This window comes from Psychrosphaera sp. (genome assembly GCF_982872775.1).
This window is the reverse complement of the sequence record NZ_CEYNSH010000024.1, coordinates 1-25,322: the sequence shown is the minus strand read 5'-3', so window position 1 is coordinate 25,322 and position 25,322 is coordinate 1. Positions and strand designations below refer to the sequence as shown.

The 25,322-nt window shown below is 42.8% G+C and carries 16 protein-coding genes; 3 read left to right on the top strand and 13 right to left on the bottom strand.

The annotated features are described in order from the left end of the window. Positions 1-167: 167 nt before the first annotated feature. From AC4E96_RS08690 to ligA, 11 genes are all read right to left on the bottom strand, one after another. The gene (locus AC4E96_RS08690; protein ID WP_490255535.1) at positions 168-2,429 is read right to left on the bottom strand and encodes a flagellar hook-length control protein FliK; all 2,262 of its coding nucleotides are present in this window, start codon (positions 2,427-2,429) and stop codon (positions 168-170) included. A gap of 184 nt (positions 2,430-2,613) precedes the next feature. After that, complete coding sequence (gene fliJ, locus AC4E96_RS08685; protein WP_490255534.1) at positions 2,614-3,078, bottom strand: flagellar export protein FliJ; 465 nt, start codon at positions 3,076-3,078, stop codon at positions 2,614-2,616. A gap of 13 nt (positions 3,079-3,091) precedes the next feature. Next, a complete protein-coding gene (gene fliI / locus AC4E96_RS08680; protein WP_490255533.1) occupies positions 3,092-4,417 on the bottom strand; it encodes a flagellar protein export ATPase FliI in 1,326 nt (441 codons plus the stop codon). Continuing rightward, a complete protein-coding gene (fliH, locus tag AC4E96_RS08675) occupies positions 4,410-5,474 on the bottom strand; it encodes a flagellar assembly protein FliH (RefSeq protein ID WP_490255532.1) in 1,065 nt (354 codons plus the stop codon). Before fliH ends, fliI begins: the two co-directional genes overlap by 8 nt. Positions 5,475-5,502: 28 nt before the next feature. After that, positions 5,503-6,555, bottom strand: a complete 1,053-nt coding sequence (fliG, locus tag AC4E96_RS08670; RefSeq protein ID WP_488032625.1) for a flagellar motor switch protein FliG — start codon at positions 6,553-6,555, stop codon at positions 5,503-5,505. Beyond that, entirely contained in the window at positions 6,548-8,212 is a 1,665-nt protein-coding gene (gene fliF, locus AC4E96_RS08665; RefSeq protein ID WP_488032659.1) for a flagellar basal-body MS-ring/collar protein FliF, read from the bottom strand. The genes fliG and fliF overlap by 8 nt, the downstream gene beginning before the upstream one ends. 127 nt (positions 8,213-8,339) lie before the next feature. Beyond that, positions 8,340-8,693, bottom strand: coding sequence for a flagellar hook-basal body complex protein FliE (gene fliE, locus AC4E96_RS08660; RefSeq protein ID WP_488032624.1), 354 nt, complete (start codon positions 8,691-8,693; stop codon positions 8,340-8,342). Positions 8,694-8,995: 302 nt separating this feature from the next. Beyond that, a complete protein-coding gene (locus tag AC4E96_RS08655) occupies positions 8,996-10,366 on the bottom strand; it encodes a sigma-54-dependent transcriptional regulator (RefSeq protein ID WP_490255531.1) in 1,371 nt (456 codons plus the stop codon). Next, complete coding sequence (locus AC4E96_RS08650; protein WP_488032622.1) at positions 10,363-11,664, bottom strand: sensor histidine kinase; 1,302 nt, start codon at positions 11,662-11,664, stop codon at positions 10,363-10,365. The genes AC4E96_RS08655 and AC4E96_RS08650 overlap by 4 nt, the downstream gene beginning before the upstream one ends. Before the next feature lie 131 nt (positions 11,665-11,795). Further along, positions 11,796-13,280: a sigma-54 interaction domain-containing protein gene (locus tag AC4E96_RS08645; RefSeq protein WP_490255530.1), complete on the bottom strand. Its 1,485-nt coding sequence runs from the start codon at positions 13,278-13,280 to the stop codon at positions 11,796-11,798. A gap of 107 nt (positions 13,281-13,387) precedes the next feature. Next, the gene (gene ligA / locus AC4E96_RS08640) at positions 13,388-15,445 is read right to left on the bottom strand and encodes an NAD-dependent DNA ligase LigA (RefSeq protein ID WP_490255529.1); all 2,058 of its coding nucleotides are present in this window, start codon (positions 15,443-15,445) and stop codon (positions 13,388-13,390) included. A 220-nt stretch (positions 15,446-15,665) separates the two neighbouring features. Between ligA and AC4E96_RS08635 the strand changes: the two genes are divergently transcribed. Beyond that, positions 15,666-17,552, top strand: coding sequence for a tetratricopeptide repeat-containing diguanylate cyclase (locus tag AC4E96_RS08635; RefSeq protein WP_490255528.1), 1,887 nt, complete (start codon positions 15,666-15,668; stop codon positions 17,550-17,552). Positions 17,553-17,647: 95 nt separating this feature from the next. Here AC4E96_RS08635 and AC4E96_RS08630 read toward each other — a convergent pair whose 3' ends face one another. Further along, complete coding sequence (locus AC4E96_RS08630) at positions 17,648-19,009, bottom strand: GAF domain-containing sensor histidine kinase (protein WP_490255527.1); 1,362 nt, start codon at positions 19,007-19,009, stop codon at positions 17,648-17,650. Positions 19,010-19,325: 316 nt separating this feature from the next. On the opposite strand from AC4E96_RS08630, the gene AC4E96_RS08625 reads away from it, so the two are divergent. Next, a complete protein-coding gene (locus tag AC4E96_RS08625) occupies positions 19,326-23,360 on the top strand; it encodes an ExeM/NucH family extracellular endonuclease (protein ID WP_490255526.1) in 4,035 nt (1,344 codons plus the stop codon). Between the two features lie 159 nt (positions 23,361-23,519). Beyond that, entirely contained in the window at positions 23,520-24,881 is a 1,362-nt protein-coding gene (locus AC4E96_RS08620) for an MFS transporter (protein ID WP_490255525.1), read from the top strand. Here the strand turns inward: AC4E96_RS08620 and AC4E96_RS08615 are convergent. Continuing rightward, the coding region (locus tag AC4E96_RS08615) for a response regulator (protein ID WP_490255524.1) at positions 24,865-25,322 on the bottom strand (458 nt) is incomplete at its 5' end. The two genes, AC4E96_RS08620 and AC4E96_RS08615, sit on opposite strands and share 17 nt — an antisense overlap.

Here is a 25,322-nt window from a genome sequence, read left to right as displayed (position 1 = left end):
GTTGTTCTCTACAATGTTATTGTTGATCTCTATTTTTAGCAATAAATAAGCCTGCTTATCCACGACTAAACCTTGCTTTTACTGCCGACTGATGAATAAAACAACAACTACCATTGGTGCTGTTTGCTCTTTGGCGTAAAAAGCCAAATTTCTCTACAAAAAACTTATTAGGCATAATCATCAACTTGCCAAGGTGATTTAACCTTTACTTCGACGGCTTGCGCTTCATCATTATTGTCGTCTTCGCCAAGCTCATTTGCCCCTGCAGTGTTCAGGGAACCTTGTTCGTTTTCTTGCTCGTCTGCTTGGCCGCTATCGTTATCTTTTCTAACGTCACTATCACCGAGCTGCATACCGTGTTGCTCTAACAATTCTTTTAGCCTAGGTAAACTTTCTTCTAAAGCATCTTTGGCTTGTTGACTGCTTACGACGAAACTAACATTGGCTTGCTCACCCATAGATAGCTTGATCTGCATGCTACCTAGTTCGGGTGGATCGAGGCGAATATCTACCGACTTCATATTTCTCGCCAGCATCATACCGACTTGTGCTTGAATATTGCTCGCCAAAGCTTGTTTGTTAAATAAAATGTTTTCTTTAATTACAGCATCAGTCTTGGTTTGCGTAATACTTTCAAGCTTCGGTGCTTGAAGCGTTTTATCTAGTTGTACACCGGCTACTTCTACAACTGATGGTTTGTTGTATGTTGTCGGCTTATCTGTATTTACAGCTTCTCCTAATACACCAGACTCAATAAGACTTTTTAACTGACTGGACTTAGAAGTCCCCGTGTCGGTCATTAATCGTTGTAATTCTGACAACTTAAAGTCATTTAATTTTTCGCTTTGACTGACTTGCTGCTCTAACTCTGCGCTCACAACCCCTTGAGCCACAACATTAGCGTTAGTGCTTTGACCGTTTGCCGCAGCTTGTAACTGAATCGGTGCAGTAATTGGCGGCTTAGTTTGCGCGCTTGATTCTGTATTATTTAGTGCCGCGATGACCTGTTGTGCCATTGCCGCATTGCCATCACTTTTAGCTGAACCGTTTCCTTGGTTGTTCGCAATGTTATTGGCAAAGTTAAGAGGAGTGTTTTTATCTGATGCTCCAGTAACACTTTCTGATGCATTGGTATTGTTCTTCGTGCCGTTCAAAACATCAGGCCTAATCGTCGCGGTACCATTTTCTGTCGATTGTTCACGTGTTGCCTTAATATTGGCGAACTCCAGCAATGACTCTGCTGAAGTGACCTTTTCAGTCACGGATGCTGACGTTAAATCTGAATGACTTTTTTCAGATTCATTTTTTAATTTAAGTACGACATCATTGAGCCAACTTAAAGTGGACTCTTCAGAGTCTGGACTCTCATTTGAAGGCTCTGTATTTGGTTGCTCAACGAAGTTACTTAGTTTCTGAGATAGTAACTTAAGCTGTTCTTGCAGTTGCTCAAATACGGCTAGCTGTTGCTCTGACAATTGACTCAAATCCAAGCTTTGTAGGTTATTCAATTGAGCAGTGAGGTCCTCTAGCACAGTATTCAAATCGATGTTGTTCACCAGCTGAGACAAAGGATCAATACTAGGTCCATCGGAACTACCTAACAGCGAAGCCAAGTTATTGAGAAGTTGCGCCATCTGCTGATCGATATCAGTCGCTGTATCCGAAGGGCTCTGTACCAATGATTCACCTTTCATTAAGGCTGCCAGACTTTGTAATACTTGCTCGGTTTTAAACTTAGATGAGGCTGTTTGTTCACCGTTCAATAAAGAATTTAATAGCGCTTCAAGCTCAGACAAAGCTTTTGACACCGGAGCATCGCTGTCTTTAAGTATTTCCCCTTTCAAACTTGAATCAACCACACCGTTTTGTTTGGTCTCACCTTGCTCTACCTGGTCCGACGCAATTTTTTCTTTTGTCTTTTGCTTACTGTCGAGCGTTGAAAAGGCCTCTTTTTTATCTGACGTTAATTCTGGCTTTGCGGTCTCACCGTCATTTTTTTCTGCAGGTTCTCGCTGAGCTCTATCTGTTTGAGTATCTAAATCACGACGAGACACATCCTGACGTTGATTTCGTGAAACGTCTTCATCTCTAGGGTCTTCTCGCTTGGCGGTATTTTCCACGCGCTTAGGCTCGAGTGCTCTTTCTTGTTGGGTGCGAGCATCCTGTTTTGCACGGTCGTCTTGAGCACGCTGAGCTTGAGCGGCCTGCTCTTGACGCTCAGCAACTTGAAGCCTAGCTTCTCGTTTGGCCTCTAAGTGGCGATCCATTTGTTGCCGCGTTGCCGCCATCGCTTGTTGGAAGTCATAATCGTTTTTATTCGAATTTTGTGACTTAGTATTATTACGAGGCGATAGTTCGCGCACAGGCAAATCAGGCTCTAGGCCTTTAATATTGTGGATTTGTGACAAAACTGGGCGTTGTTGCAGCATACGAGCTCCTAACAAAAAATAAATTCAGTTTGCGCTTTAAATGCGCTCTAAATTTTCTTAACTGTGTAGGAATATTCAAAGATCGTTCCAAGTTAACAAATTGGTTAAACGAGCCCGTTAGAATAAGAAAAATAAAGTACTAGCCAGCTGATTTATAAGGTTAAAAACAAGGGCTCAAACATTACTAAGCTTGTGACTTGGCGAGAAGTTGTTCGCGAATGTATTTTTGGGCGGCAAACTCATCAGCCTGGTTTTGCTCAGCTTTAGCTTCACGTGCATTGCGCACTTGAGCTTTTTTATCAAGCAAGGTGTCGACGGCTTTAAGTTTGTTTTTTTGCATTAGCCACTCTTGGCGTCGTTGCGCAACGACTTCCTTCGCCGTACTTACGACGTTTGATTGGGCCAAAATGCCTTGGTCAAGCTGAACAATAAAACGTTGATAATGTTGGTAACTGCCACCGCCCATTCCGGTTGCCCCCATATCCTGCATACGCTTTAAGTAGTCGAGCTTATAGCTTTCTACTTCTTTAAGTTTGGCTTGGTTTGCTTCTAAAAACGACTGCGCTGACTGTAAATCTGTTGCCGCTTTTTGTTCACGCTCTTTTTCAATACGTTTTAAAACTAGTAGCTGATTATCTTCTTTTGCCATAAATCACCTCTACCTATGGCATTTCATTGGTCAATGCTTGAAGTTGCATTAACGATTGGTCGTATGGGTACACATCCGTCATCGTTTGCTGTAAGTAGGCATCCATTACAGGTTTAAGTTGAATCGCTTTGTCGACGATAGGGTTACTACCTGAGGCGTAGGCTCCGATAGAAATTAAGTCTTTATTCTGTTCATAGGCCGATAAGTACTTTTTAAATTTAAGTGCCATTTGTAAGTGTTGTGGCGAGGTGACTTGTGGCATTACACGACTAATAGACTTCGCGACATCTATCGCAGGATAATGTCCGGCATCGGCCAAGTCTCGAGATAGTACTATGTGACCATCTAATATGGCTCGAGACGCATCCGCGATAGGGTCTTGCATGTCATCCCCTTCGGACAAAACGGTATAGAACGCAGTGATCGAACCTTGGCCTTCTCCACCATTACCGGCCCGCTCAATTAACGCCGGTAATTTTGCAAAGACAGACGCTGGATATCCTTTTGTTGCAGGTGGTTCACCGATGGCCAGCGCAATCTCTCGTTGCGCTTGTGCATACCGTGTCACAGAGTCAATCAATAGTAGGACATTAAGCCCCTGATCTCGAAAATATTCAGCCACCTGAGTTGCTGTTTCACACCCTTTTAAACGACGAATAGGCGCCATGTCTGCCGGTGCCGCGACGACGACGGCTCGTTGACGACCTTCTTCACCAAGAATTTCATCAATAAACTCTTTCACTTCTCGGCCACGTTCACCAATTAAACCAACCACGACTACGTCTGCTGTTGTACCTTTGGTCATCATGCCAAGCAACACAGATTTACCGACACCTGAGCCGGCAAACAAGCCCATGCGCTGACCTTGACCAACGGTTAAAATGCCATTGATCGCTTTTACACCAACATCTATTGAGGATTTAATTGGTTTGCGCGCCAATGGGTTAATTGGCTCGGATTGGTATGCAGGTCCGTCACCTAATTCTATCGGTCCCCGCCCATCGAGCGGTTGCCCAGTAGGATCGATAACGCGGCCCAATAGGTTAATAGAAAGCGGTAAGCGTTGTGCTTGACTGGAGGTAGTGACACGGCCTCTTGGAACAATGCCGCTTACTTGGTCAGTCGGCATCAAAAATATTTTGTCGTTTTCAAATCCCACGAATTCAGCGTCGACTTCACCATTTAATGTTTGAATTTTACAGTGCCCACCTAAAGGAACAGACACACCAACAGCTTCTAACGTTAAACCGTTCACTTTCGTTAAACGACCAGATACTTCTGGCTTTGCATCGGTCACTAACCGTTGAGATTTTTTAATTCGTTCAGCCAGACTATCCATTTTGCTCACCTGTTGAGGCGTTTTCAGATTGTTCTAACTCACTTCCAGCAGTATCATCGGTCACAGGTACTTCCTCACTTTCTTGTGGAGGGTTTGTGTCTATGTTTTCTGCAGTCGGCTCGGTGTTTTCACCTGTCGAAGTGGTGTGCGCAGGGTCATCAATGTGCTCAGTCACAATTGGTTCATCTGCTTTTGTGGGCTGATTGCGTTCCATAGGAGCAGGCTTTAATCCAGGCCCTGAATTCGTCTCTTTGTCCAAAGAAGCGTTCTGAATAAAGTCATCAATGGTTTGTTTTATTCGTGTCTTAACGGTTCTGTCGATTAGCGAATTGGGTGTCGCAACCATAACATCGCCAAGTTCAAACGTAGGCTCTGGCTTGAGGATCCACTTTTGTTCGACAATGGCGTCATCATCGTATTCTTCTTTTAATAATTCGATGTCTTGTGGATGTAAATGAATTTCGGCGATTTCAGTATTAAATGGTAATGCCGCAATGGACTCGTGAAGCGCGGCAAGTATGCTTTCTTTGTTTGATTTGATTTCCGTTCGAAGCACTGATTCTGCCAACATGACAGCCAAAGATAACAGCTGTTGCTCAGCCGCTTTATCAACACGCTCTATCGGCGTTACAAGTTGCTCCGCCAGTGCTTGCCAACGGTTAATCGCTTCATTGATTGCTTCTCTACCCTCTTCTCGGCCAGCTTCTATGCCCTCTTGATGACCTTGTTCGAGTCCTTCGGCATGACCTTTTTCAAGGCCCTCAGCGTGACCAGCAGCCACCCCTTCTTCTTTACCCTGAGAAAAACCTTCGTTATAGGCATCCTGGCGAATCTGCTCAATTTCTTCCGCTGTCAGTGGTTGAACCTCTTCCTCTTCGGTCTGTTCGACTTGAACCTTCTTTTTGTACATATCTTCAATCGACATGCCCATAAAATTGGTTTTGCCTACAACCGTCGCCTTTTTGACTTCACTGACATCAGGCGCAACCCAATCTTTCAGGAGCTCCAACATCTCTTTACTTGGAGTGACGGGTTGGTTGGTTAGTTTATCAGCCACAATTTTTACCTACTTTTTGAGGGAAGACTTACAGGAAGTCTTCACCACCACCGCCGCCTAACATAATCTCACCGGCATCAGCCAATCGACGTGCAATGGCAAGAATTTCTTTTTGTGCAGTTTCAACTTCAGAAACACGAATTGGCGGCATTGCCTCTAAGTCATCTGCCATCATGTCAGCGGCACGTTTAGACATATTCTTAAGGATCTTTTCTTTCAGTGCATCGTCCGCACCTTTAATTGCCTTCATTAATGAGTCTTGCTGAACTTCACGTAATATTGCCTGAATCGCTCGGTCATCAACGTCAATTAAATTATCAAATACAAACATGAGATCTTGGATTTGTTGTGCCATTTCTTCATCGTGTTCACGCATCGCATCCATTAACTGACCTTCGATATTGGTATCCAAGAAGTTCATGATTTCTGCAGCTGCTTTCAGGCCGCCCATCTTAGCGGCTTGTGCACCCGCTTGACCCGCAAACTGTTTCTCCATGATCTCGTTGAGTTCTTGAAGTGCGGCAGGCTGAACTTCTTCTAAGTTTGCAATACGCATAGTCAAGTCGATACGGACTTTGTCAGAAAATTGACTCAAGATTTCTGCTGATTGATCAGGCGCTAAATAAGCCAAAACAATCGTTTGAATCTGCGGGTGCTCGTTGCGGATAATGTTAGCAACCTGCTTCGAGTCCATCCATTTAAGTGAATCTAGACCTTTCGCACCACCACCAAGAATGATCTGGTCGAGTAACGTCGCGGCTTTATCTTCACCTAGTGCAGCAGTAAGTGCTTTCTTAATGAAGTCTTCCGATTGGAAACCAATCGTACTGTAATCTTGAATTTGTTCGATAAACAGGCTGTGAACCGCCGATATTTTGTCTTGACTCAGATCATCCAACTGAGCCATCGCAATACCGACCTTCTGAACCTGCTTTGGCTCAAGGTGTTTAAGGATTTGAGCGGCGTCTTCTTCAGATAAGCTCAAAAGTAATATAGCGGCTTTTTCAACGCCTTCTAGTTTGTCTACATCAAACGTAGGCTGTTGTTGCTGCTGTTGTTGTGCTTCAACGACATCATTCATCTTCTAATAACCACCCTTTAACCACTTGCGAAGACAGCTCTGGTTCATTCGCAACTAACGCTCTGACTGCTTTCAATAAGTCTTCGTCACCATGTAAGTCTGGTAATTGTAACGTACCGTCAGCAGAGAAGCCGATATCTTTTTCATCAAATTCGGTATTCAGCATATCCAGCGCTTCATCACCTAAGTCTACACCACCAAGCGCTTCTTCTTCGTATTTCTCAGTTGTATCTTCTGGCGCTAGTAACTTGTTCAATAATGGACGAACAAGGAAGATAATTAGCACAATGATGACGACCATGGCGGCCAATGTCTTGATCATCGGCTGGAACCATTCTTGTTGATATAAAGGCACTTCGATCTCTGACATCACATCTGCTTTATTGAATGGGATCGTCACGACCTCTAATGTATCGCCGCGCGTCATATCAAAGCCAATACCACCTTGAAGTAAACGACGTAAATTCACTAGCGCTTGTTGCGAACGAGGGATTTGCTGAACCGTACCATCTTCACCAGTTGTGCGAATATAATCTACCGCCACTGAAACACTGAGACGACGGACAACGCCTGTTTGGTTTTGTTTGTGACTGATTGTTTGATCTAGTTCGTAGTTACGAGTTTGCTCTTTGTGTGAACGACCTGTCGCGCCACGGGCATTGGCACCACCCGCTTCTTCAGGAATATCAGACTCAAGAGGTGGTTGATTAGATAACGCACCTGGAATACCAATTGGTCCTGACCCTGTTTGGTTTTCTTCAATCAGCATTTCACTTCGAATTGCAGGTAAATCAGGGTTATAGGTTTTTTGAGTTTCTTGAACTTGAGTAAAATCCATTGTCACGTCTACCTGGGCAGTATAATTTTCCATACCGATAACAGGTGACAAAATCGCATTAATTTTTTGTAAGTACTCATCTTCGCGCTTTTGTTCAATTTCGAACTGCTTGCGTGATAACGCTGATAAAGAGTTTTGTGACCCAGAATTTAGTAAACGGCCATTTTGGTCGGTAACGGTTACTCGAGTCGTAGACAAACCTTGTACGGCCGATGCGACAATGTCGACAATGCTGTCAGTTTCTTCTGCTTTGAGCATACGACCGCGTTTAAGAGTGACGACCACCGTCGCTGATGGTTCCTTAGTATGGCGAGCAAAAATATTTTGTTTTGGAATCGCTAGCAAAACTCGTGCACGACTAACCGAATTTAGTTCTTCAATTGTGCGTGCAAGTTGCTGCTCTCGGCTGTGTTTCAATCGCTCAGTTTCCATGCGCTGACTGACACCAAAACCAGTGTCTTGCATTAGAATGTCTGCACCTTCAGACGGTCCTTGGTTTAAACCACCACGAGCCAATGACAACTTAATGTCTTGATATTGGTCGGATGGAACTTTAATCGTGTTTTGCTCTAACACGTATTCAATTTTCTGGGCGTCTAAATAATCGAGTGTTTCAATTAACTGTTCGGTTTCAAACTGGCCTAACGGACGCATTTCAGGTTCACGTGACCACATAAAAATAATGATGGTAATGGCGATACAAATGACCAAGGCCAAAATCAAGGCACCTTGACGCAACACTTCGGCGCTTGAAACGGCACTTAAAAAGCCAGATTTTTGCTCTTCAATATTATCGCCATCTCCGTTGAGCGACACCATATCATTACCAATATCTTGGCCTGGCGCTGCTACTTGAGTTGATAATTCGTCTGCCACGTTAAACCCTTAATTCTCTATTCGTTACAACGACACTAACGTCAAAAACTTAAAGCCGATAAGCCTATGCTTAAACCGGCATACTCATAATAGTTTTGTATGATTCAACTAACTTATTTCGAACTTGAACCGTTGCCTCAAATGCAACGCCAGCCTTCGAAGATGCAATCATAGCTTCAGCAAGTGATACTGAACGGTCGCCCATCTCAACGGCGTTTTTCAACTCGCCGGATTTGGCTTGGAGGTCGTTCACGTTGTCCACTGCTTGCTTAAGTAGTTCACCAAAGTTGGCTGATGACGGATTATTTACCTTTTGAACTTGGTTAAAAGGATTAATGTCATTGTTTGGACGAATCGTTTGGCCAGTCGCTTGGGACGCCATCGATTGAAGTTCTGCGTATAAGTTGTTCGCTTGAATGTTCATTCGTCTTTCCTCACTTGGGAATCTAATTACCTAAATGAACAAAGCACAAAAGGTGCCAACTTATTTACCAATAAAATCAACAAGTTAAGTTAAAGTTGAAATACAAAAACAGTAAAGGAGGAGTGACAGGTCTTTGACACTGTTCAAAAACAGAATGAAAAAAGTCCACTGCGCTCTATCAGGACGAGCAACAGTGGACAGGAGCTTAACAGGTTTTAATTTTGTTAAATGGGGTGTTTAAATAAATTAATTTAAAGTTGTGCTTTAAATCACGCTTCAACACCAATCACTTGCAAAGTGCGTTAGGCTGGAACTTCAATCCCCTGCTCACGCATTTTGGCTAGTTTATATCTTAGTGTCCGAGGACTAATCCCGAGCTTTTCCGCAACATCTTTTCGCTTGCCATGACAGGCTTGCAATGCGTCCAGAATAATTCGGTTCTCTTGGTCGCGTATTTCGGATTTAAAGCCATTTGGATCTGTACCATTGGCAGCTGAAGATGATGAGTTGCTTGAGGCTTGAATATTCGCCGCGATATTATCAACAGCCACTTCTTCAACCAAAATGTGATCGGCTTCGATACTATCACCCGCACACAAAATCAGTGCACGCTGAATAACATTATCCAGTTCGCGAACATTTCCTGGCCAATGATGCGTAAGAAGTTTAGCTTGAGCTGCCGCGCTCAACTCAGGAATAGAACGACCTTGTTCTACACAATAGCGTTGTAATAAATGCGCCGTAATTGGCAATAGGTCATCTTTGCGCTCAGCCAGTGGTAACCACTTAATTGGAAACACGTTAAGTCGATAATACAAATCTTCTCTGAACTTGCCCTCTTGAACGGCCGCCATCAAATCACGGTTAGACGTTGCCAATACTCTGACATCAAGTTTAATTGTTTTGCGGCTGCCAAGGCGCTCTACTTCGCGCTCTTGCAATATACGCAATAATTTTGCTTGAAGATTTAAATCCATTTCGGTGATTTCATCTAACAAAATAGTGCCGTGTTGTGCTTGTTCAAACTTACCAGGGCAAGCTTGCACTGCACCAGTAAAGGCGCCTTTTTCATAACCAAATAAAGTTGCTTCCAACATATTATCTGGGATCGCAGCGCAGTTAATTGCAATAAAATCATGGTCGGCACGACTTGATTGATCGTGAATATAACGTGCCATCACTTCTTTACCAGAGCCACTCGGCCCAGTGATCATAACGGACGCATCAGATGCCGCAACTCTCGAAGCTAGTTTTAGTAGTTCAATACTTTTTGCATCTGCAACAACTGGGTTGTGTTTTTCTGGTTGCTTAACAGGGGCGTATCGTCCCACCATATTAAGCAATACTTCTGGTGCAAAAGGCTTGGCCATGTAATCAATCGCGCCATACTTCATCGCTTCTACCGCATGATCAATCGTTGCATAGGCCGTCATTAATAAAAATGGCGTATTTGGATAAAGCTTTTTGACTGACTTTAATAAATCCAATCCGCTTAGCCCGCCCATTTGGACATCCGATACGATTATATCGATCACCGTTTCTTTGAGTTTGACTAATGCCATTTCAGCAGAGTCGGCCTCAATGACCGAGTAGCCAGCAATAGAAAGTGTATCAACTAATGCTTCACGTAGACCCGAGTCGTCTTCAACAACTAGTACTTGAGATTGGCTCATGCTAATACCTCCTGACGTTGTGATTCTGCACGCTGAATATCATTTTGTGGTGCTAATTTAATCGGTAAATAAATTGAGAATATGGCACCACCTGACGGTTTGTTGGTGACTTCTACATTACCTTGATGAGCTTGAGCGACCGTTTTAACAACGGACAGGCCAAGACCTGTACCCTGCGAACGGGTGGTATAAAACGGTTCAAATATTTTATCAATGACATCAGATTTGATGCCCGGTCCATTGTCTTCAACAGATATACAGACTTGGTTTGGCTTATTGTCCATTCGTCTTGCAGACAGATGAATTTGCACACCTTCACCAACGACTTGTACCGCATTGTGAACTAGGTTGGTAATAGCACTGGCTAAACTTGTTTTATTTGCCAATAACAAAATATCAGGTTCTGGTAATTCAACTGTCATGGTCCCTGCTTGCTGAACCATTGCATCTGCACCTTGGTGCACACTAGTCAATAACTGTTGTAATGAAACCTGCTCTAGTACTTGATTCTCGCCACTTTTGGCAAACATCAACATGTCATTCACTTGTTTTTCCAGATCACTTAAACGAGAAGACAACTTGGTCACAAAGCTATTTTTCTGTTCAACCTTAAGTCGGCTATTAGATAAGTTGGCAGCGTATAACATGGCCGCAGAAAGTGGTGTTCGAATTTGGTGTGCCAAACTTGCGACCATTCGCCCTAGCGCTGAAACACGTTGTAAATGGCTAATACGTTCTTGTAATTGACGAGTTTCAGTTAAATCAGTCATAACAATTAACTGGCCAGATTTAAGTGGCATCAACTCTAGTTTTACTCGACGTCCCGTATTGAGTGACACTTCATGGCCATCGTCCTCCCGAGGTTTAAAACTACGAGCAATAACAGTACGCCACTTTTCACCTTCTAATGGCTCACCGAGTAATTGAATGGCTTGTTTATTTGCTTGGCGTACCATGCCCTTGTTATCAAGGACAATTATGCCATTGGGAAGTACGTCAACTAAGTGGCTAAGCTCAACATTTTGCTGACGCATTTCATCGATTTGATCTGACGTTAATTCGTCATTCGTCAAAATTCTATCGTTTGAAGCGAGCTTCTCAGCCTCTGATTTAAAAAAGGAATCCGACTTGTCACTGTGTGATGAGGCGACGAAGTCTTTATCAAATGCAGAGAGACTCGCCGATTGATTGTGCTGGGTGTCCGCAAAGCTTCTGAACTTTGACGTGAACGACGCTAATTTAATATTAGCATCGACAACTCGGCGTCCTGACATAACGGTTGATAATCTGGCTGACATAATACTGGCCTCTCTGGTTTTAATACAGAGTGACTAATGCAACCAGAATGCCAAGTTTTTATTCCAATAAAATCAACAACTTAAACCGACTAAAAGCGAATGCCTCAAGGTTCAAATTTTTGACTCAACACTTAATCGTCTTTATTTAGGTCGTATTTTTTCATCTTCTCGACCAATGTTGTACGTCTCAAAGACAGCTGTTCAGCGGCACGAGATACTACATAATCCGAGTTTTGGAGTGCTTGCTCAATAAGATTTACTTCTAGCTCTGCTAGGTATTCTTTTAAATCAAGACCTTCAGGCGGGAGCATGACCGTTGTTGGATCTGCAAAAGTGGTTGCTGACATCACAAAGTCATTTTCTTCATCACCATCATCTTCTTCATCATTGAACGCAAAGATATCGTTAAGCGCTTGACGCTCTAGAATTTCATCTGGGTATTCAGGCACAAACGGTGCTTCGTCTGTGTAACAGTAGCGCTGAGGCAAGTCGTGGACGTCAACCGTTTGATTCGGGAACATGATAAGCAGACGTTCAACCAAGTTACCTAATTCTCGAACATTACCAGGCCATTGATGTTGTTTTAATGACTCTAAAGCGCGCTCCGTCAAACTAAATCGGGCTTGGTGTTGCTTTTCAAAACGAGCGATAAATTCTTGAATAAGTTGCTCTAAATCGTCCGCCCGGTCTTTTAATGAGGGAGATTCGATTGGGAAGACATTGAGTCGATAAAATAAGTCTTCTCTAAACTTACCTTCATCAATCATGGTTTCTAAGTTTCTGTGAGTCGCGGCGACAATTCTAACATCCGCTTTAATCGCTTTGTTACCGCCAACGCGCTCGTAGGTACGCTCTTGAATAACACGAAGTAATTTGACCTGCATTTGCAGTGGCATATCACCAATTTCATCTAGAAATAAGGTACCGCCCTGAGCGAGCTCAAATCGACCTTTTCGAGAGGAAATTGCGCCAGTAAACGCGCCCTTTTCATGACCAAAGAGTTCACTTTCTAATAACTCACCAGGGATAGCACCACAGTTAACGGGAACAAATGGACCTTTGCTTCGATTCGATAATAGGTGAACGTTACGGGCGATGACTTCTTTACCTGTGCCGCTGTCACCTAAGATCAAGACGTTTGCGTCTTTCTCGGCCACTTGTTTAATAAGGAAGCGAATAGTTTGCATCGCATTAGTCGAGCCAATTAAACCATCAAATTTGGAACCGTCAGTCAACGCTGTACGTTTGGGAAGTAGTCGTTTGTATTCTTGACAGTCTCTGATCTGCTGCATCACAACAGGGTAGCTCAACGGTTCAGAGAGTAAGCCAATAACATTCTTTTTCTCAAACAAATATTTGAGTGTGTCACCAAGAATTAAAAACGGGATAGCAGGTTGAGAAGCAACAACATCTTCGTGATTTCCCGACTTGAGTGCACCGACGATACAGGCCATCACACTGTCTTCTTCTTCACACTTTTTCGCAAATGAAGAAGCGCTGACTATTTCACAAGACTCACCAATAAACGTCAATAAATGGCTGATCAGTTCTGCGCGAGACTCGTTTTCGTCGAGGATGAGGACCTTTCCCAATCCAATTTGTTGTTCATTACCCATGGCTTATATGACATTCTGACTACTTTAATGAATAACCTGATTGTAACCTTGATGATCGGATGTGCAAGCACTTCCGACAAATATTTGACGAAAGTGCTCATTACTGACTAGTTTTTGACTGTAATACCGTGCTCGGCTAATAGTGAAATTAAGCCGGCTTCATCTATGACAGGCACGTTTAAATCTTGTGCTTTCGTTAATTTTGAACCCGCCTTTTCACCAGCGACCAGGTAGTCTGTCTTTGCCGAAACACTGCCAGCGACCTTAGCCCCGAGTTCGACCAATAGGTTTTTGGCTTCACTTCGACTTACAGCGGTTAGCGTGCCAGTTATAACATAAGTCAAACCGGTTAGTGGCTGTTCGGATGCTTGTTTTTTCTCTATCGCAGGCCAGTTAACACCGGCTTCAATTAGCGCATCAATAATTTCGGTATTGTGCGACTCTCTAAAGAAAGAATAAACGTGCTGAGCGACGATATTACCTACATCGCTGACTTCAATGAGTTGTTCTAGGCTTGCTTCTTTGAGCGCTTCTAACGTCAAGAAATGTTGAGCGAGATTTGCGGCAGTCGTTTCGCCGACTTCACGAATACCCAATGAATATAAAAACTTAGCCAAGGTCGTTTGTTTGGCCTCATCTAAGGCATTAATCAAGTTTGCAGCCGATTTGGGCCCCATTCTTTCAAGTGCCTCAATTTGAGATTGTTCAAGCTTGAATAAGTCCGCTGGCGACATAATAAGTGACATATCAACAAGTTGTTCAACAATTTTGTCGCCTAGGCCATCTATGTCCATCGCTTTGCGTGATGCAAAGTGTTTTATCGCTTGTTTGCGCTGAGCGCCGCACACTAAGCCACCCGTACAGCGAGTAACGGCCTCTCCTTCTGGCTTCTCTACATGAGATTCACATACGGGACAAAGGGTTGGAAACTCAATATCGCGAACATCACTTGGGCGTTTTTCTAGGACTGCACCGACGACTTGTGGAATCACATCTCCAGCACGACGAATAATAACAGTATCGCCGATTTTGATGCCTAATCGGGCAATCTCTTCGGCGTTATGAAGCGTCGCATTTGACACCGTAACACCACCAACAAAAACAGGCTCTAATTTAGCAACGGGAGTAATTGCACCTGTGCGGCCAACCTGAAACTCAACGTCGCGAAGTGTAGTCATTTCCTCTTGTGCTGGGAACTTATAGGCAATAGCCCAGCGAGGCGCTCGCGCAACAAACCCAAGCTCTTCTTGTATAGCAATGTCATCAACTTTGATTACGGTGCCATCGATTTCATAATTTAGCTTTGCGCGCTTTTCTTGTATGTCTGCATAAAACTCAAGAACACCTTCCACTCCTTTAACGACTCGTACTTCAGGGCAAAGCGGCATTCCCCACTTTTGAACTTGCTTTAAACGAGCAAAATGCGCTTCTGGCAATTCAATCTCATCGCTGACTACGCCAAGACTGTAGGCATAAAAACCAAGTGGGCGAGTAGCGGTAATCTTTGAGTCGAGTTGTCGAAGGCTTCCAGCCGCACCGTTTCTCGGGTTGACCATAGGCTTAGTCCCGTTTTCGAGTGCCTTTTCATTAAACGCTTTAAAGCCGTCTAACCATAAAAAGACCTCACCTCTGATTTCAACTCTTGCAGGAACATTGTCACCGCTAAGTCTAAGTGGAATTGATTTTATGGTTTTCACATTGGCAGTGATGTTCTCCCCAACCATGCCATCACCACGAGTCGCAGCCTGAACAAGAACACCGTTTTCATACAACAAGCTCACCGCCAAGCCATCTAACTTAGGCTCACAACAAAACTCAAAAGTGTCACTTGATTTTAATCTATCGCCAATTCGTTTGTTAAAAGCGACAAACTCTTCTTCGACCATCGCATTGTCCAACGACAACATAGGGACTTCGTGATTTACTTGTTTAAACTTATCAAGTGCAACACCGCCTACCTTTTGAGTAGGTGAATCGGGGGCTTGTAAATCAGGAAATTGTGCCTCGAGTGCTTGTAACGCTCTAAATACGCGATCGTATTCAGCATCAGGAACCGTAGGCTCATCGAGTACATAATATTGATGATTATATAAGTGTAACTTACTCTCTAATTCTCGCATTTGTTGGGCGGTAGAATTTTGCGTCGCCGTGGTTTCGCTAGTCATGTGCACCATTGTCCTGGTCTGTCTAAAATTTTTGTCTATTTTATCTTGGAAAATGACAAGAAATAAATGGTTCGTTCTTTTAATCTATCAAACTTATTGAAAATAAACCTTTATTGAATTTTTATTCACAAACAGGATGATTTTTTGTTGAAAATGTGTCATTTTTAGCCTCGAAATTCAGACATTTCGGTTTGTTAAAATAGGAATTTACAGCGAAAACATGCAGATAATAAAAACAATATTGCAGATAGTACTGTTCACTCTTTTTGTGTTTTCTACACTTGTAAAAGCACAAACGCCCACCAGCCTTAGTGAATTTAATGAACAGCTAACAGCTTTAGAAGATAATCTTTCCATTACGCCTCAAGATGCGTTAGCGGAAGCTGAACTATTAATTGCCGCTGCAAAAGAAAATAATTGGTCAAAAGGTTACATCGAGGCAAGCACGCTAAAAGTGGAGACTTTGCTTGGTCTTGAGCAGTTGCAGTCCACCCAGCAACTTATTTTGCAATTGTTACCGCTTACCGACTCAGACGAACTGGTCGAAGCAAACGTACGTCTTTTATTGGCACAACTGCAAATAAACCATATTCAAAATCGCTCTACAACGGACATTCTAGAAAACATCTATTCTAAATTGACGGCGATTACTGATCCTAAAATGCTAGGTTCTATTTACTCTGTATTGGCGAATCAATTTTTTGACAAGGGTCAAACCGAGCAAGCCGTTACCTATCACAACCTTGCTAGAAAACAATTTGAACAAATAGATTTTAAAGTTGGGCTTGCCTCAACCCTCAACGGCCTCGCTAATATCTATTCTTCTGAAAGTGAATACAAAAAAGCAATAGAGTATTTACAAGAAGCGCTTGAGGTTATGAGAGAGTTAGGTAACCGCTTTTCAGAATCTATTGTGTTGTTTAACCTCGCTCATAATTACATGGCAATGGAACAATACGAACAGGCACAAACCGCTTTTTCTGATTCCTTAACAATCTCCAATGAGTTAAATGATATTGCCGGACAAGCATGGACTAAAAAAGCGCTTGGCGGATTATACGAGTCGCAAGAAAACTTTGAAAAAGCATTGCTTTACTACGATCAATCCTTGTCGTTCTTCAGAGAAAACCTAGACAAACGCAACATAATGAATATTCAATTTGGTCGAGTGAATAGCATGATCGAGCTCAAACAAGTTGAAGACGCTGAAGTAGAGCTTGCCGAACTAGAAGAAATGATCGATGAGCTAGACGAAGAAGACAACGAATTTTCGGCTGGATTAAAACGCCAAAAAGCCAAATTGGCTGCAGCGAAAGGTGATCATAAGACAGCATTTGAGTTACAAACAGAAGTAACTAAAGAGTTACAAAAAATCCATGAAAAGTCGGGACGCAAAAATCTCGAAGAGTTACTCGTTCAATACGACATGGAGAAAAAAGAAAACGATAACCGTTTACTGCAGCAAGAAAACGAACTAAAAGAGCTCAAACTTCAACAACAACAAAGAGAGGGCTTTTTGTGGCGTTTAGCAATGGCTTTTGCGGTATTGGTGCTTATATTGGTTGGCTACCTTCTGCAACGAATTTTGGTAAATCGCAATCACTTCCAACAAATGGCGCTCAAAGACCACTTAACCGATGCGCCTAATCGCCGTGCAATTTTACATTTTGCCGAACGTCACTTTCAATTGTCGCGTCGCAATCGTCAACCATTTACGTTAGCGATATTGGATTTAGACTTCTTCAAAAGGATCAATGACTCATTTGGTCACGATGCGGGTGACGAAGTGTTAAAAGCGATTGCGCAAGCTATAAAGAGCTCAATTAGAACGCAAGATAGTTTTGGCCGTTATGGTGGCGAAGAGTGGCTTCTCGTTTTAAACAACGCCAACAAAGAAGACGTTGAAGTTATTTTTGCACGTATCAAAGAAAACTTAGCTAGTATCCGAGTTGACAACATTCCAGATGATTACAAGATCACATTTAGTTTAGGTGCATCTCAAATACAAAAAGGCGATATGTCATTAAACAGTGTGATTAAACGCGCTGACGAGTGTCTATATAAAGCAAAAGAAGGTGGCAGAGACCGCTACGTTATAGAACCTTAACGGTTAGCTAAAATTATTCAAGGGCGGCAACGAGAAAACTCGAGCCGCCTTTTTTATTAGGCAACTCACAAGACAAAGCCCCACATGGCAGACGACTATTCTGTTGGTAACTCAATACTAAACTCAGTCCCCTGCCCGACTGTTGATTTTAAAGTTAGTTTGCCGCTTAACTGTTGTTTTACCGTATTGTAGGCAATTGCTAAACCCAGCCCTTTATGACCCGAGCCTCTTTTTGTTGTGTAAAAAGGTTCAAATACGTGCTTTTTTTGTTCACTGCTCATTCCTAACCCATTGTCTTTAATCGACAGTATACAGCTGTGTTCCTTTTCGACGAGACCTATATGAAGCTTTTTGTCTAGTCTGTTCACACCAACAAAAGCATGCTGTATACAGTTTTGAACAATATTTGTAACCGCTTGCGCAATTAAACCGGGATAAGTTGTTAATTTGATGTCAGCCTGAGGTGAAAACTCTAGACTTATTTCATTAATTGTCAGTTGAGCTTTCAGGGTATTAAGAACGTGGTATAAATACTCGCGTAAATTAATCGTGGTCAAAGACACTTGGGTTTGATCTGCCGCGACAAGCTTAAAGTCGTGGATTAAATTGGCGGCTGTGTCCAAGTTATTCAGTGCTAAGCCGACAGCACTTTTACTCTCGGATATACAATCTGCTAACATTAATTGAGTTAACGTTTTGTTTTCAAGGGCCTGCTCCACCGCGTTGATAGAGTCTCCCAAAGCACTGATTGAGGTGATTGCCACGCCAAGAGGTGTATTCACCTCATGCGCCACTCCTGATACTAAGTTGCCCATGGCTGCCATTTTTTCACTTTCAACTAGCTGACTTTGTGTTTCTTTTAAGTCTTTAACTATCTGCTGCAACTCCATGGTGCGTTCAGCGACGACTTCTTCTAAGTTTTCATTAATTGCTTTTAATACAATTTCGTACTCCATACGAAAATTCGCACTAATAGCGCGGCCACAGATCTCAGCAATAGAAGATAAAAAAACAACTTCATCAGCTTGCCAGTTTTTGACCTTGCCTTTGCTTTCACAGCATATTATCCCGTACATTTTTCCTTTGAAGCGCACTGGCATATCTAGCATAGACTTAATATCTAAAGGCTTTAAATAACAGTCTTTAAATTCAGAAGTAGCATCATCTGTTTCTGCATTAGGCGCAATTAGGACTCGCCCAGTATTTATCGCATTAAAGTAAGCGGGGAAATCGACGCGCTTTAATTCAACACCAGGGTTATATGTGAGTTCACCGTCATCAAGTAAAACCGTACATTCAATACAGTCTTCTTTTACTCGCCACATACTTGCACGACTTATCCCAAGACCTTCACTACAAGCTAAGAGGATTTTTTTTGCTGCAACGGCGATATTCCCATGATCGATTTCTGGGGATAAGCTCAGATTTAACAGTATTTGTTCGAGGTCAGCTCTCAATCCGTGTACTCCGAATTCCACACTAGGCTTGAAGTCAAACTCAATCCTTTTCAATTAGTTATATATGAATAAAGGTAGACCCTATTTATCCAAAACAGCAACAAGCGCTGTCAGTATATTTTTTTGTTTAAAATTGGATTCCACAATAAGTAAAAAAACCTTGCCAAATAGAGTAAAAACTCGATAACAATTTAAGTACAGTTTTTAATGATCTTGTCATAAAAAAAAGTGAAAATAATACGGCTAAAAATAAGCGATAAAAACAATAAAAAGTGCTGTTCAAAAAAAACATAAATATAATGACAAAGGAAATCTAATGAAGACAACCTACACGAGCATTATACTGGCCCTCCTCGCGGGCTCGGCAAATGCGGAAACGGTCTCAAACCCCTGTCTTAATTGTCCGACACTTTCTACCATTGAAAACGCTGACAATTTTAATGACTCCGAATACTACGCTAGTGTCACTACCGCCATCTCAAACGGTTTAACACAAGCTGAAATCAAATCCCTTCTCTCCTCTACAATCACTAACAATCACAAACAGCTCACCTACAGCGAAGCCTGGACTGCTCTAACAGAAACGGATGAAGATCCAGCAGACTCGTCAAAAGTGATGCTAATTTACAAAGGGATTTCAATCCCTAAAGTCCACAATGCGAGTGGTACACAAAGTTCTAATCAAGACTATTGGAACCGTGAGCACGTATGGGCCAAAAGCCATGGCTTCCGCTCGTCTAGCACGATGGCTTATACCGATATTCACCATCTTCGACCTGCAGATGTCAGCATTAACTCAGCGCGCAGTAATTACGACTTTGATTTGAGCGATGCACCGCTAAGTGAAGCGCCAGAAAATCGTGTTGATAGTGATACTTTTGAACCTCGTGACGCGGTTAAAGGTGATGTAGCGCGAATGATGTTCTACATGGACACTCGTTACGAAGGACTTGACCCAAGTACACCTGATTTGACATTGGTTAACCGACTGACTAGCTCGGATGAACCAATGTTTGGTATGTTGTGTCGACTGATTGAGTGGCACAATGCTGACCCTGTAGATACGGTTGAACAAAATAGAAATAACCGTATTTACGAATTTCAAGGTAACCGTAATCCATTCATCGATCACCCAGAGTGGGTAGAAACCATTTTCCCAGTTGCCGATTGTGATACACAAGGCGGTGACACCGGTGGCGATACTGGTGGAGACACTGGTGGTGATAATGGCAACACGCCAGCAACCTTGATCATTTCTGAATACATTGAAGGTAGCAGCTACAACAAAGCTATCGAGTTATTTAACCTAACGAACGCAGATATTGATTTAGCTGCTCAAAACGTTGCTCTGTTGCGTTACAGCAATGGCAATACGTCAGGTACTGCAATTAATCTGACTGGGATTATTCCAGCAAATGGAACCTATGTTGTTGCGCATAGCAGTGCAAATGCAGAAATCAAAGCCGTTGCACAACAAACCACAGGTAGCTTGTCACACAATGGTGACGATGCGTATGAATTAGTGATGGATACGACGGTAGTTGACTCATTTGGTCGAGTGGGCGAAGACCCAGGTAGCCGTTGGGGTTCTGGTGACAGTTCTACACAAAACAATACGTTACGTCGCTTATCAAGCGTAACATCAGGTGATGCAGTCAGTGGTGATGTATTTGATCCGAGTATCGAATGGGTAGGCGCTGGAAACGATGAAACGTCTGGTCTTGGCTTCCATGAAGTAGAGCAAGGCGAAGTCTTCATTTCAGAGTACATTGAAGGCTCAAGCAACAACAAAGCCATCGAAATATTTAACCCTACGTCAGCTGATATTGATTTAGCGTTAGGCCAATACAAATTAACGCGTTTTAGCAATGGCCGTAATATTGGTGAAGGGACAGACATTGCATTGTCAGGAATACTTCCTGCCAATGGTGTTTTTGTTATAGCGAACACATCTGCTAATGCAGAAATTAAAGCTGTCGCTGACCTTTTGTCTAGCTCGGTGAACCACAACGGTGACGACGCTTACATTCTTTACAAAGGTACTGAGATTGTCGATATCTTTGGTAAAGTTGGTGTCGACCCAGGTAGCCGCTGGGGCAGTGGTGATTCATCAACACAAAACAACACTCTCGTTCGTAAGGCGTCAATCAGTGCAGGTGTGACTGATTTAACTGCTGAATTCATTCCTGGCGATCAATATGATGGTTTAGGAATTGACGTTGCAACCAACCTTGGTATGCATACCTTTAGCGGTGGTGGTGAAACACCTGAACCTGTCGAACCACCTATTGGTCAGTGTTTTGAATCAGCAACACTAATCAGTGTGGTTCAAGGTGATGCAGAGCGTTCACCAATCGAAGGCGAAACAGTAATTGTTGAAGCCGCCGTTACAGCAGTATTCCCTACTCTTGGTGGTTTCTTCGTGCAAGAAGAAAGTATCCATGATGACCAAAACCCAGCGACATCAGAAGGTATTTTTGTATCTGATAAAAACGACGTGTTGGCAGATGGTCAAATGCCAAATATTGGTGATGTCGTTCGAGTCATGGGCGCAGTATCTGAGTCTTATGGCAAAACACAAATCACCCTAACACAGGCACCGGTGCTTTGCGGTAACGAGTACATTACAGCCAGAGAACTTGTATTACCTTTTGCTGATGAAAATGCACCTGAAGCCATTGAAGGCATGCTGGTAACGATCAACGCACCACTGACTGTTACTGACAACTATAACCTTGGCCGCTACGGTGAAGTAACTTTGTCAAACGGTCGTGTGTTTGCACCTACTAACTTGTTCTTACCTGGTTCTGATGAAGTCGCGCAATTGACGGCTCAAAATGAACTAAACAAAGTCTTGTTAGACGATGGCGTCAACGGTCAAAATCCAGCTGTGACGCGTTATCCTGAAGGTGGTTTGTCTGCTTACAATACGTTGCGTTTAGGCGATCAAGTTACTGAACTTAACGGTGTGCTTGACTACAGCTTTGGTCAATACCGTGTTATTCCAACAACAGAGCCTGTGATCGAGCATGTCAACGAGCGCACCGACGAACCAACGATTGAACAGGTTGGTAACTTACGTATTGCTAACGCGAATGTCCTAAACTTATTTAACGGTGACGGACTTGGTGGTGGCTTCCCAACATCACGTGGCGCTGATAGCGAAAGTGAGTACCAACGTCAGCTAGACAAGATCATCAATGCCTTATTAGCAATGAACGCTGATATTATCGGTTTACAAGAAATTGAAAACGATGGTTTTGGTGAATTCAGTGCAATTCAAGAGTTGGTCAATGTATTAAACCAGTACGCACCAGCTGGCGTTGAATATGATTTTGTTAACCCAGGTATCGAAGAGTTTGGTGGTGACGCAATTAAAGTTGCGCTGATTTATAACAAACTCAGTGTTACAGAAGTAGGTACTCCGGCAACAATTCTAGAGTTCCCATTTGAATACCACAACCGACCTCCTCTTGCTCAGACGTTTGAGGCAGCGAATGGCGAAGTTATCACTGTCGTTGTGAACCACTACCGCTCAAAAGGTTGTTCTTCTAGCGGCGGTGTTGAGAACGAAGACCAAGGAGACGGCCAAGGTTGTTACAACTTACGTCGTGTTCAAGCAGCTCAAGCAGTATTAAGCTGGTTAGACACAAACCCAACGGGTGTGGCTGATGACGATGTGGTGTTATTGGGCGACTTCAATGCGTACAACAAAGAAGACCCAATCACTACATTCAACGTAGCTGGTTACACAGACTTACTTCCGGCATTTATGGGTGACGAAAGTTACACGTACTCCATTTTTGGCCAAGTAGGTGCGCTTGACCACGTATTAACAAGTGCTTCTCTAACTGAGAAAGTCGTTGATGCAACAAGCTGGTCAATCAACGCTGATGAGCCGCGTATTCTTGACTACAACATGGAATACAAAAGCGATGAGCAATTGGTTAACTTATATTCTGATGAGCCATTCCGTGCGTCAGATCACGATCCAATTATTGTTGAGATCATGGGTGAATCACCATGGTTAACAACGACTAAGACATATAAAAACCTGACCTTCTTCAGTCACTTTAGACTTTACCGAGTTAAAGTACCGGCTGATGCAAAATCACTAAAAGTAAGCCTGACTGGTGGAATCGGTAACGCTGACTTATATGTCCGCCAAGGTCGTTTCCCAAATCGTCGACACTTTGATTGTGCACCACGTCTAAGTGGCAACGAAGAGGTATGTGAGTTTGATGCACCTGAAGAAGGTTACTGGTTCATTCGAGTCCGCGCTAACCGCTTCTTCTGGGGCCCAGACTTAACGATTGAGACCGTTAGTCCAAAATTAGACGACGCTCAATAATCTATAATCCTCTTTTTGTTGGGATTAAACTCAACAAAAACGAATAAAAATAAGCCGGTAAGTGATTAATCATTTACCGGCTTTTTATTTTCCTCTATGATTGCCTCTCTTCACAAGCCTACATAAAAGTAAGCCATTTCAGTCAATTAGGGACAATCAGTGCAAAGCGACATCTCCATATCTAGATTAAAAGAATTTCCGCCGTTGATGTGGATCATGCTCTTTGGCTCGTTTTTAACCCGTGGTAGTTTTTATATGGTGTGGCCATTTCTAGCCGTTATTTTGTATGACCGATTCGGCTTGTCTGCCACTAATGTTGGTCTGATTTTATCGGGTGCCGCGGTTGTGTCCGTGTTAATTAGTTTTGTCTGTAGCACGCTTTCAGACGTCATTGGCCGAACCAAAATGATGTATGGCACCGGCGTGCTTTATATTATTTCTTTTATTATGCTGGCCGAAGCCGACTCTGTGACTGAGTTTGTTATCGTTATTGGTCTGTGCTCTATCGCCACTTCTTTATGGCGACCACTGCTATCGGCTCTGGTTGGTGACATAATTGAAGACACTCGTACTCGCGAACTTGCAATGCAGAGTTTGTACTTTATTATCAATGTCGGTTGCGCCATTGGCCCTATTATCGGCGTCTCAATGGGGTTAACTGGCGAGCAAAGCAGCTTCTATTTGACGGTCTATGCTTTTGCATTCTTGTTAGTCATGTTGTTTTTTGGTTTTCGAAATCAAGCCAAACTGGACTCAAAGAAGCGTGAAGCGATTAAGCAACATTCAATTGACACAGCTGACAATAACCATGCTTTCAATGAGAAAAGCTGTACCAGTAAAAAAGGTAGCCCTAACTCTATCGCTGAAGCTGAAGCTGAAAATGATGCGCCAAAGGTAACATTCAGTACAACGCTTAAAATCATGGCACATGACAAGTTATTGCAATGTCTAATTTTGGCCAATGTGATTTGTATGTTTGTCTATGCGCAAATGGACACAACTCTCATTCAATATTTGACGAGGGCTGAAGTTCCTGAGTTGTTATCTCTTATTTCCACACTCATATTCGTAAATGCCATCATCATTATTACGTTACAGTTTCCGCTACTCAAACTCATGGCAAGGCTAACTATTACTCAGCGAATTCAAATTGGACTTGGAATGTTATTCATTAGCCAAATCTGGATGGCAGTAAACCCAGTCGATTACTACTGGGGATGGATAGGCTCTATCGCTATTATGAGTATTGGTGAAACAATTTTATTTCCCACAATGAACGTTCATATCGATAGAATCGCGCCAAATCACCTACGTGGTGCTTATTTTGGTGCGGCGTCATTTTATGAGTTTGGTTATGCGTTTGCGCCATTAGGTGGCGGCTTGATACTGGATTATTTAAATGGCACCTGGGTTTATAGTATTGGTGCCGTTTTGATTCTGTTAGTGATGTATCTGTATTTTATATTAGAGTCACTACCTCGCTCTCACGCAAACCTAAATTCCTCTAAATTAACCGGTTAATTTCTGAATAAAATTGATCGATATTGATTGGCTTTTCTACGTGTGCGGCAAAGCCATCTTCGAGGTAACGTCTTACATCTTCCACCATAACATTTGCAGTCAGTGCGACGACTGGAACGTTGGGATTGACACTCTTGATTAGCTTAAAGGCCTCAACCCCATCCATAACAGGCATTTGTATGTCCATCAGCACTAAATCAAATAAGGATTCATTGAACTTATCAACGGCGATTTGGCCATTTTCAGCAAACACCACATCAGCGCCTGTATTTTTAAGCATGGAACGAACTAACAATTGATTAATTTCATTATCTTCAGCAACGAGAATGGTTTTCCCCGTTAAAACCGGTACCTCATGTTGTTTTTCGCTTTGCTTTTTCGGAATCGACTTAGATTGCTCTAAAGGCAATACCACTTTTATTGTCGTACCTTTGCCTTCTT

Bases quoted from the DNA above. Each gene is read 5' to 3' on its own strand.
- AC4E96_RS08690 (WP_490255535.1), bottom strand. From the start codon at position 2,429: ATGCTGCAACAACGCCCAGTTTTGTCACAAATCCACAATATTAAAGGC.
- fliJ (WP_490255534.1), bottom strand. From the start codon at position 3,078: ATGGCAAAAGAAGATAATCAGCTACTAGTTTTAAAACGTATTGAAAAA.
- fliI (WP_490255533.1), bottom strand. From the start codon at position 4,417: ATGGATAGTCTGGCTGAACGAATTAAAAAATCTCAACGGTTAGTGACC.
- fliG (WP_488032625.1), bottom strand. From the start codon at position 6,555: ATGAATGATGTCGTTGAAGCACAACAACAGCAGCAACAACAGCCTACG.
- fliF (WP_488032659.1), bottom strand. From the start codon at position 8,212: ATGGTGTCGCTCAACGGAGATGGCGATAATATTGAAGAGCAAAAATCT.
- fliE (WP_488032624.1), bottom strand. From the start codon at position 8,693: ATGAACATTCAAGCGAACAACTTATACGCAGAACTTCAATCGATGGCG.
- AC4E96_RS08655 (WP_490255531.1), bottom strand. From the start codon at position 10,366: ATGAGCCAATCTCAAGTACTAGTTGTTGAAGACGACTCGGGTCTACGT.
- AC4E96_RS08650 (WP_488032622.1), bottom strand. From the start codon at position 11,664: ATGTCAGCCAGATTATCAACCGTTATGTCAGGACGCCGAGTTGTCGAT.
- AC4E96_RS08645 (WP_490255530.1), bottom strand. From the start codon at position 13,280: ATGGGTAATGAACAACAAATTGGATTGGGAAAGGTCCTCATCCTCGAC.
- ligA (WP_490255529.1), bottom strand. From the start codon at position 15,445: ATGACTAGCGAAACCACGGCGACGCAAAATTCTACCGCCCAACAAATG.
- AC4E96_RS08635 (WP_490255528.1), top strand. From the start codon at position 15,666: ATGCAGATAATAAAAACAATATTGCAGATAGTACTGTTCACTCTTTTT.
- AC4E96_RS08625 (WP_490255526.1), top strand. From the start codon at position 19,326: ATGAAGACAACCTACACGAGCATTATACTGGCCCTCCTCGCGGGCTCG.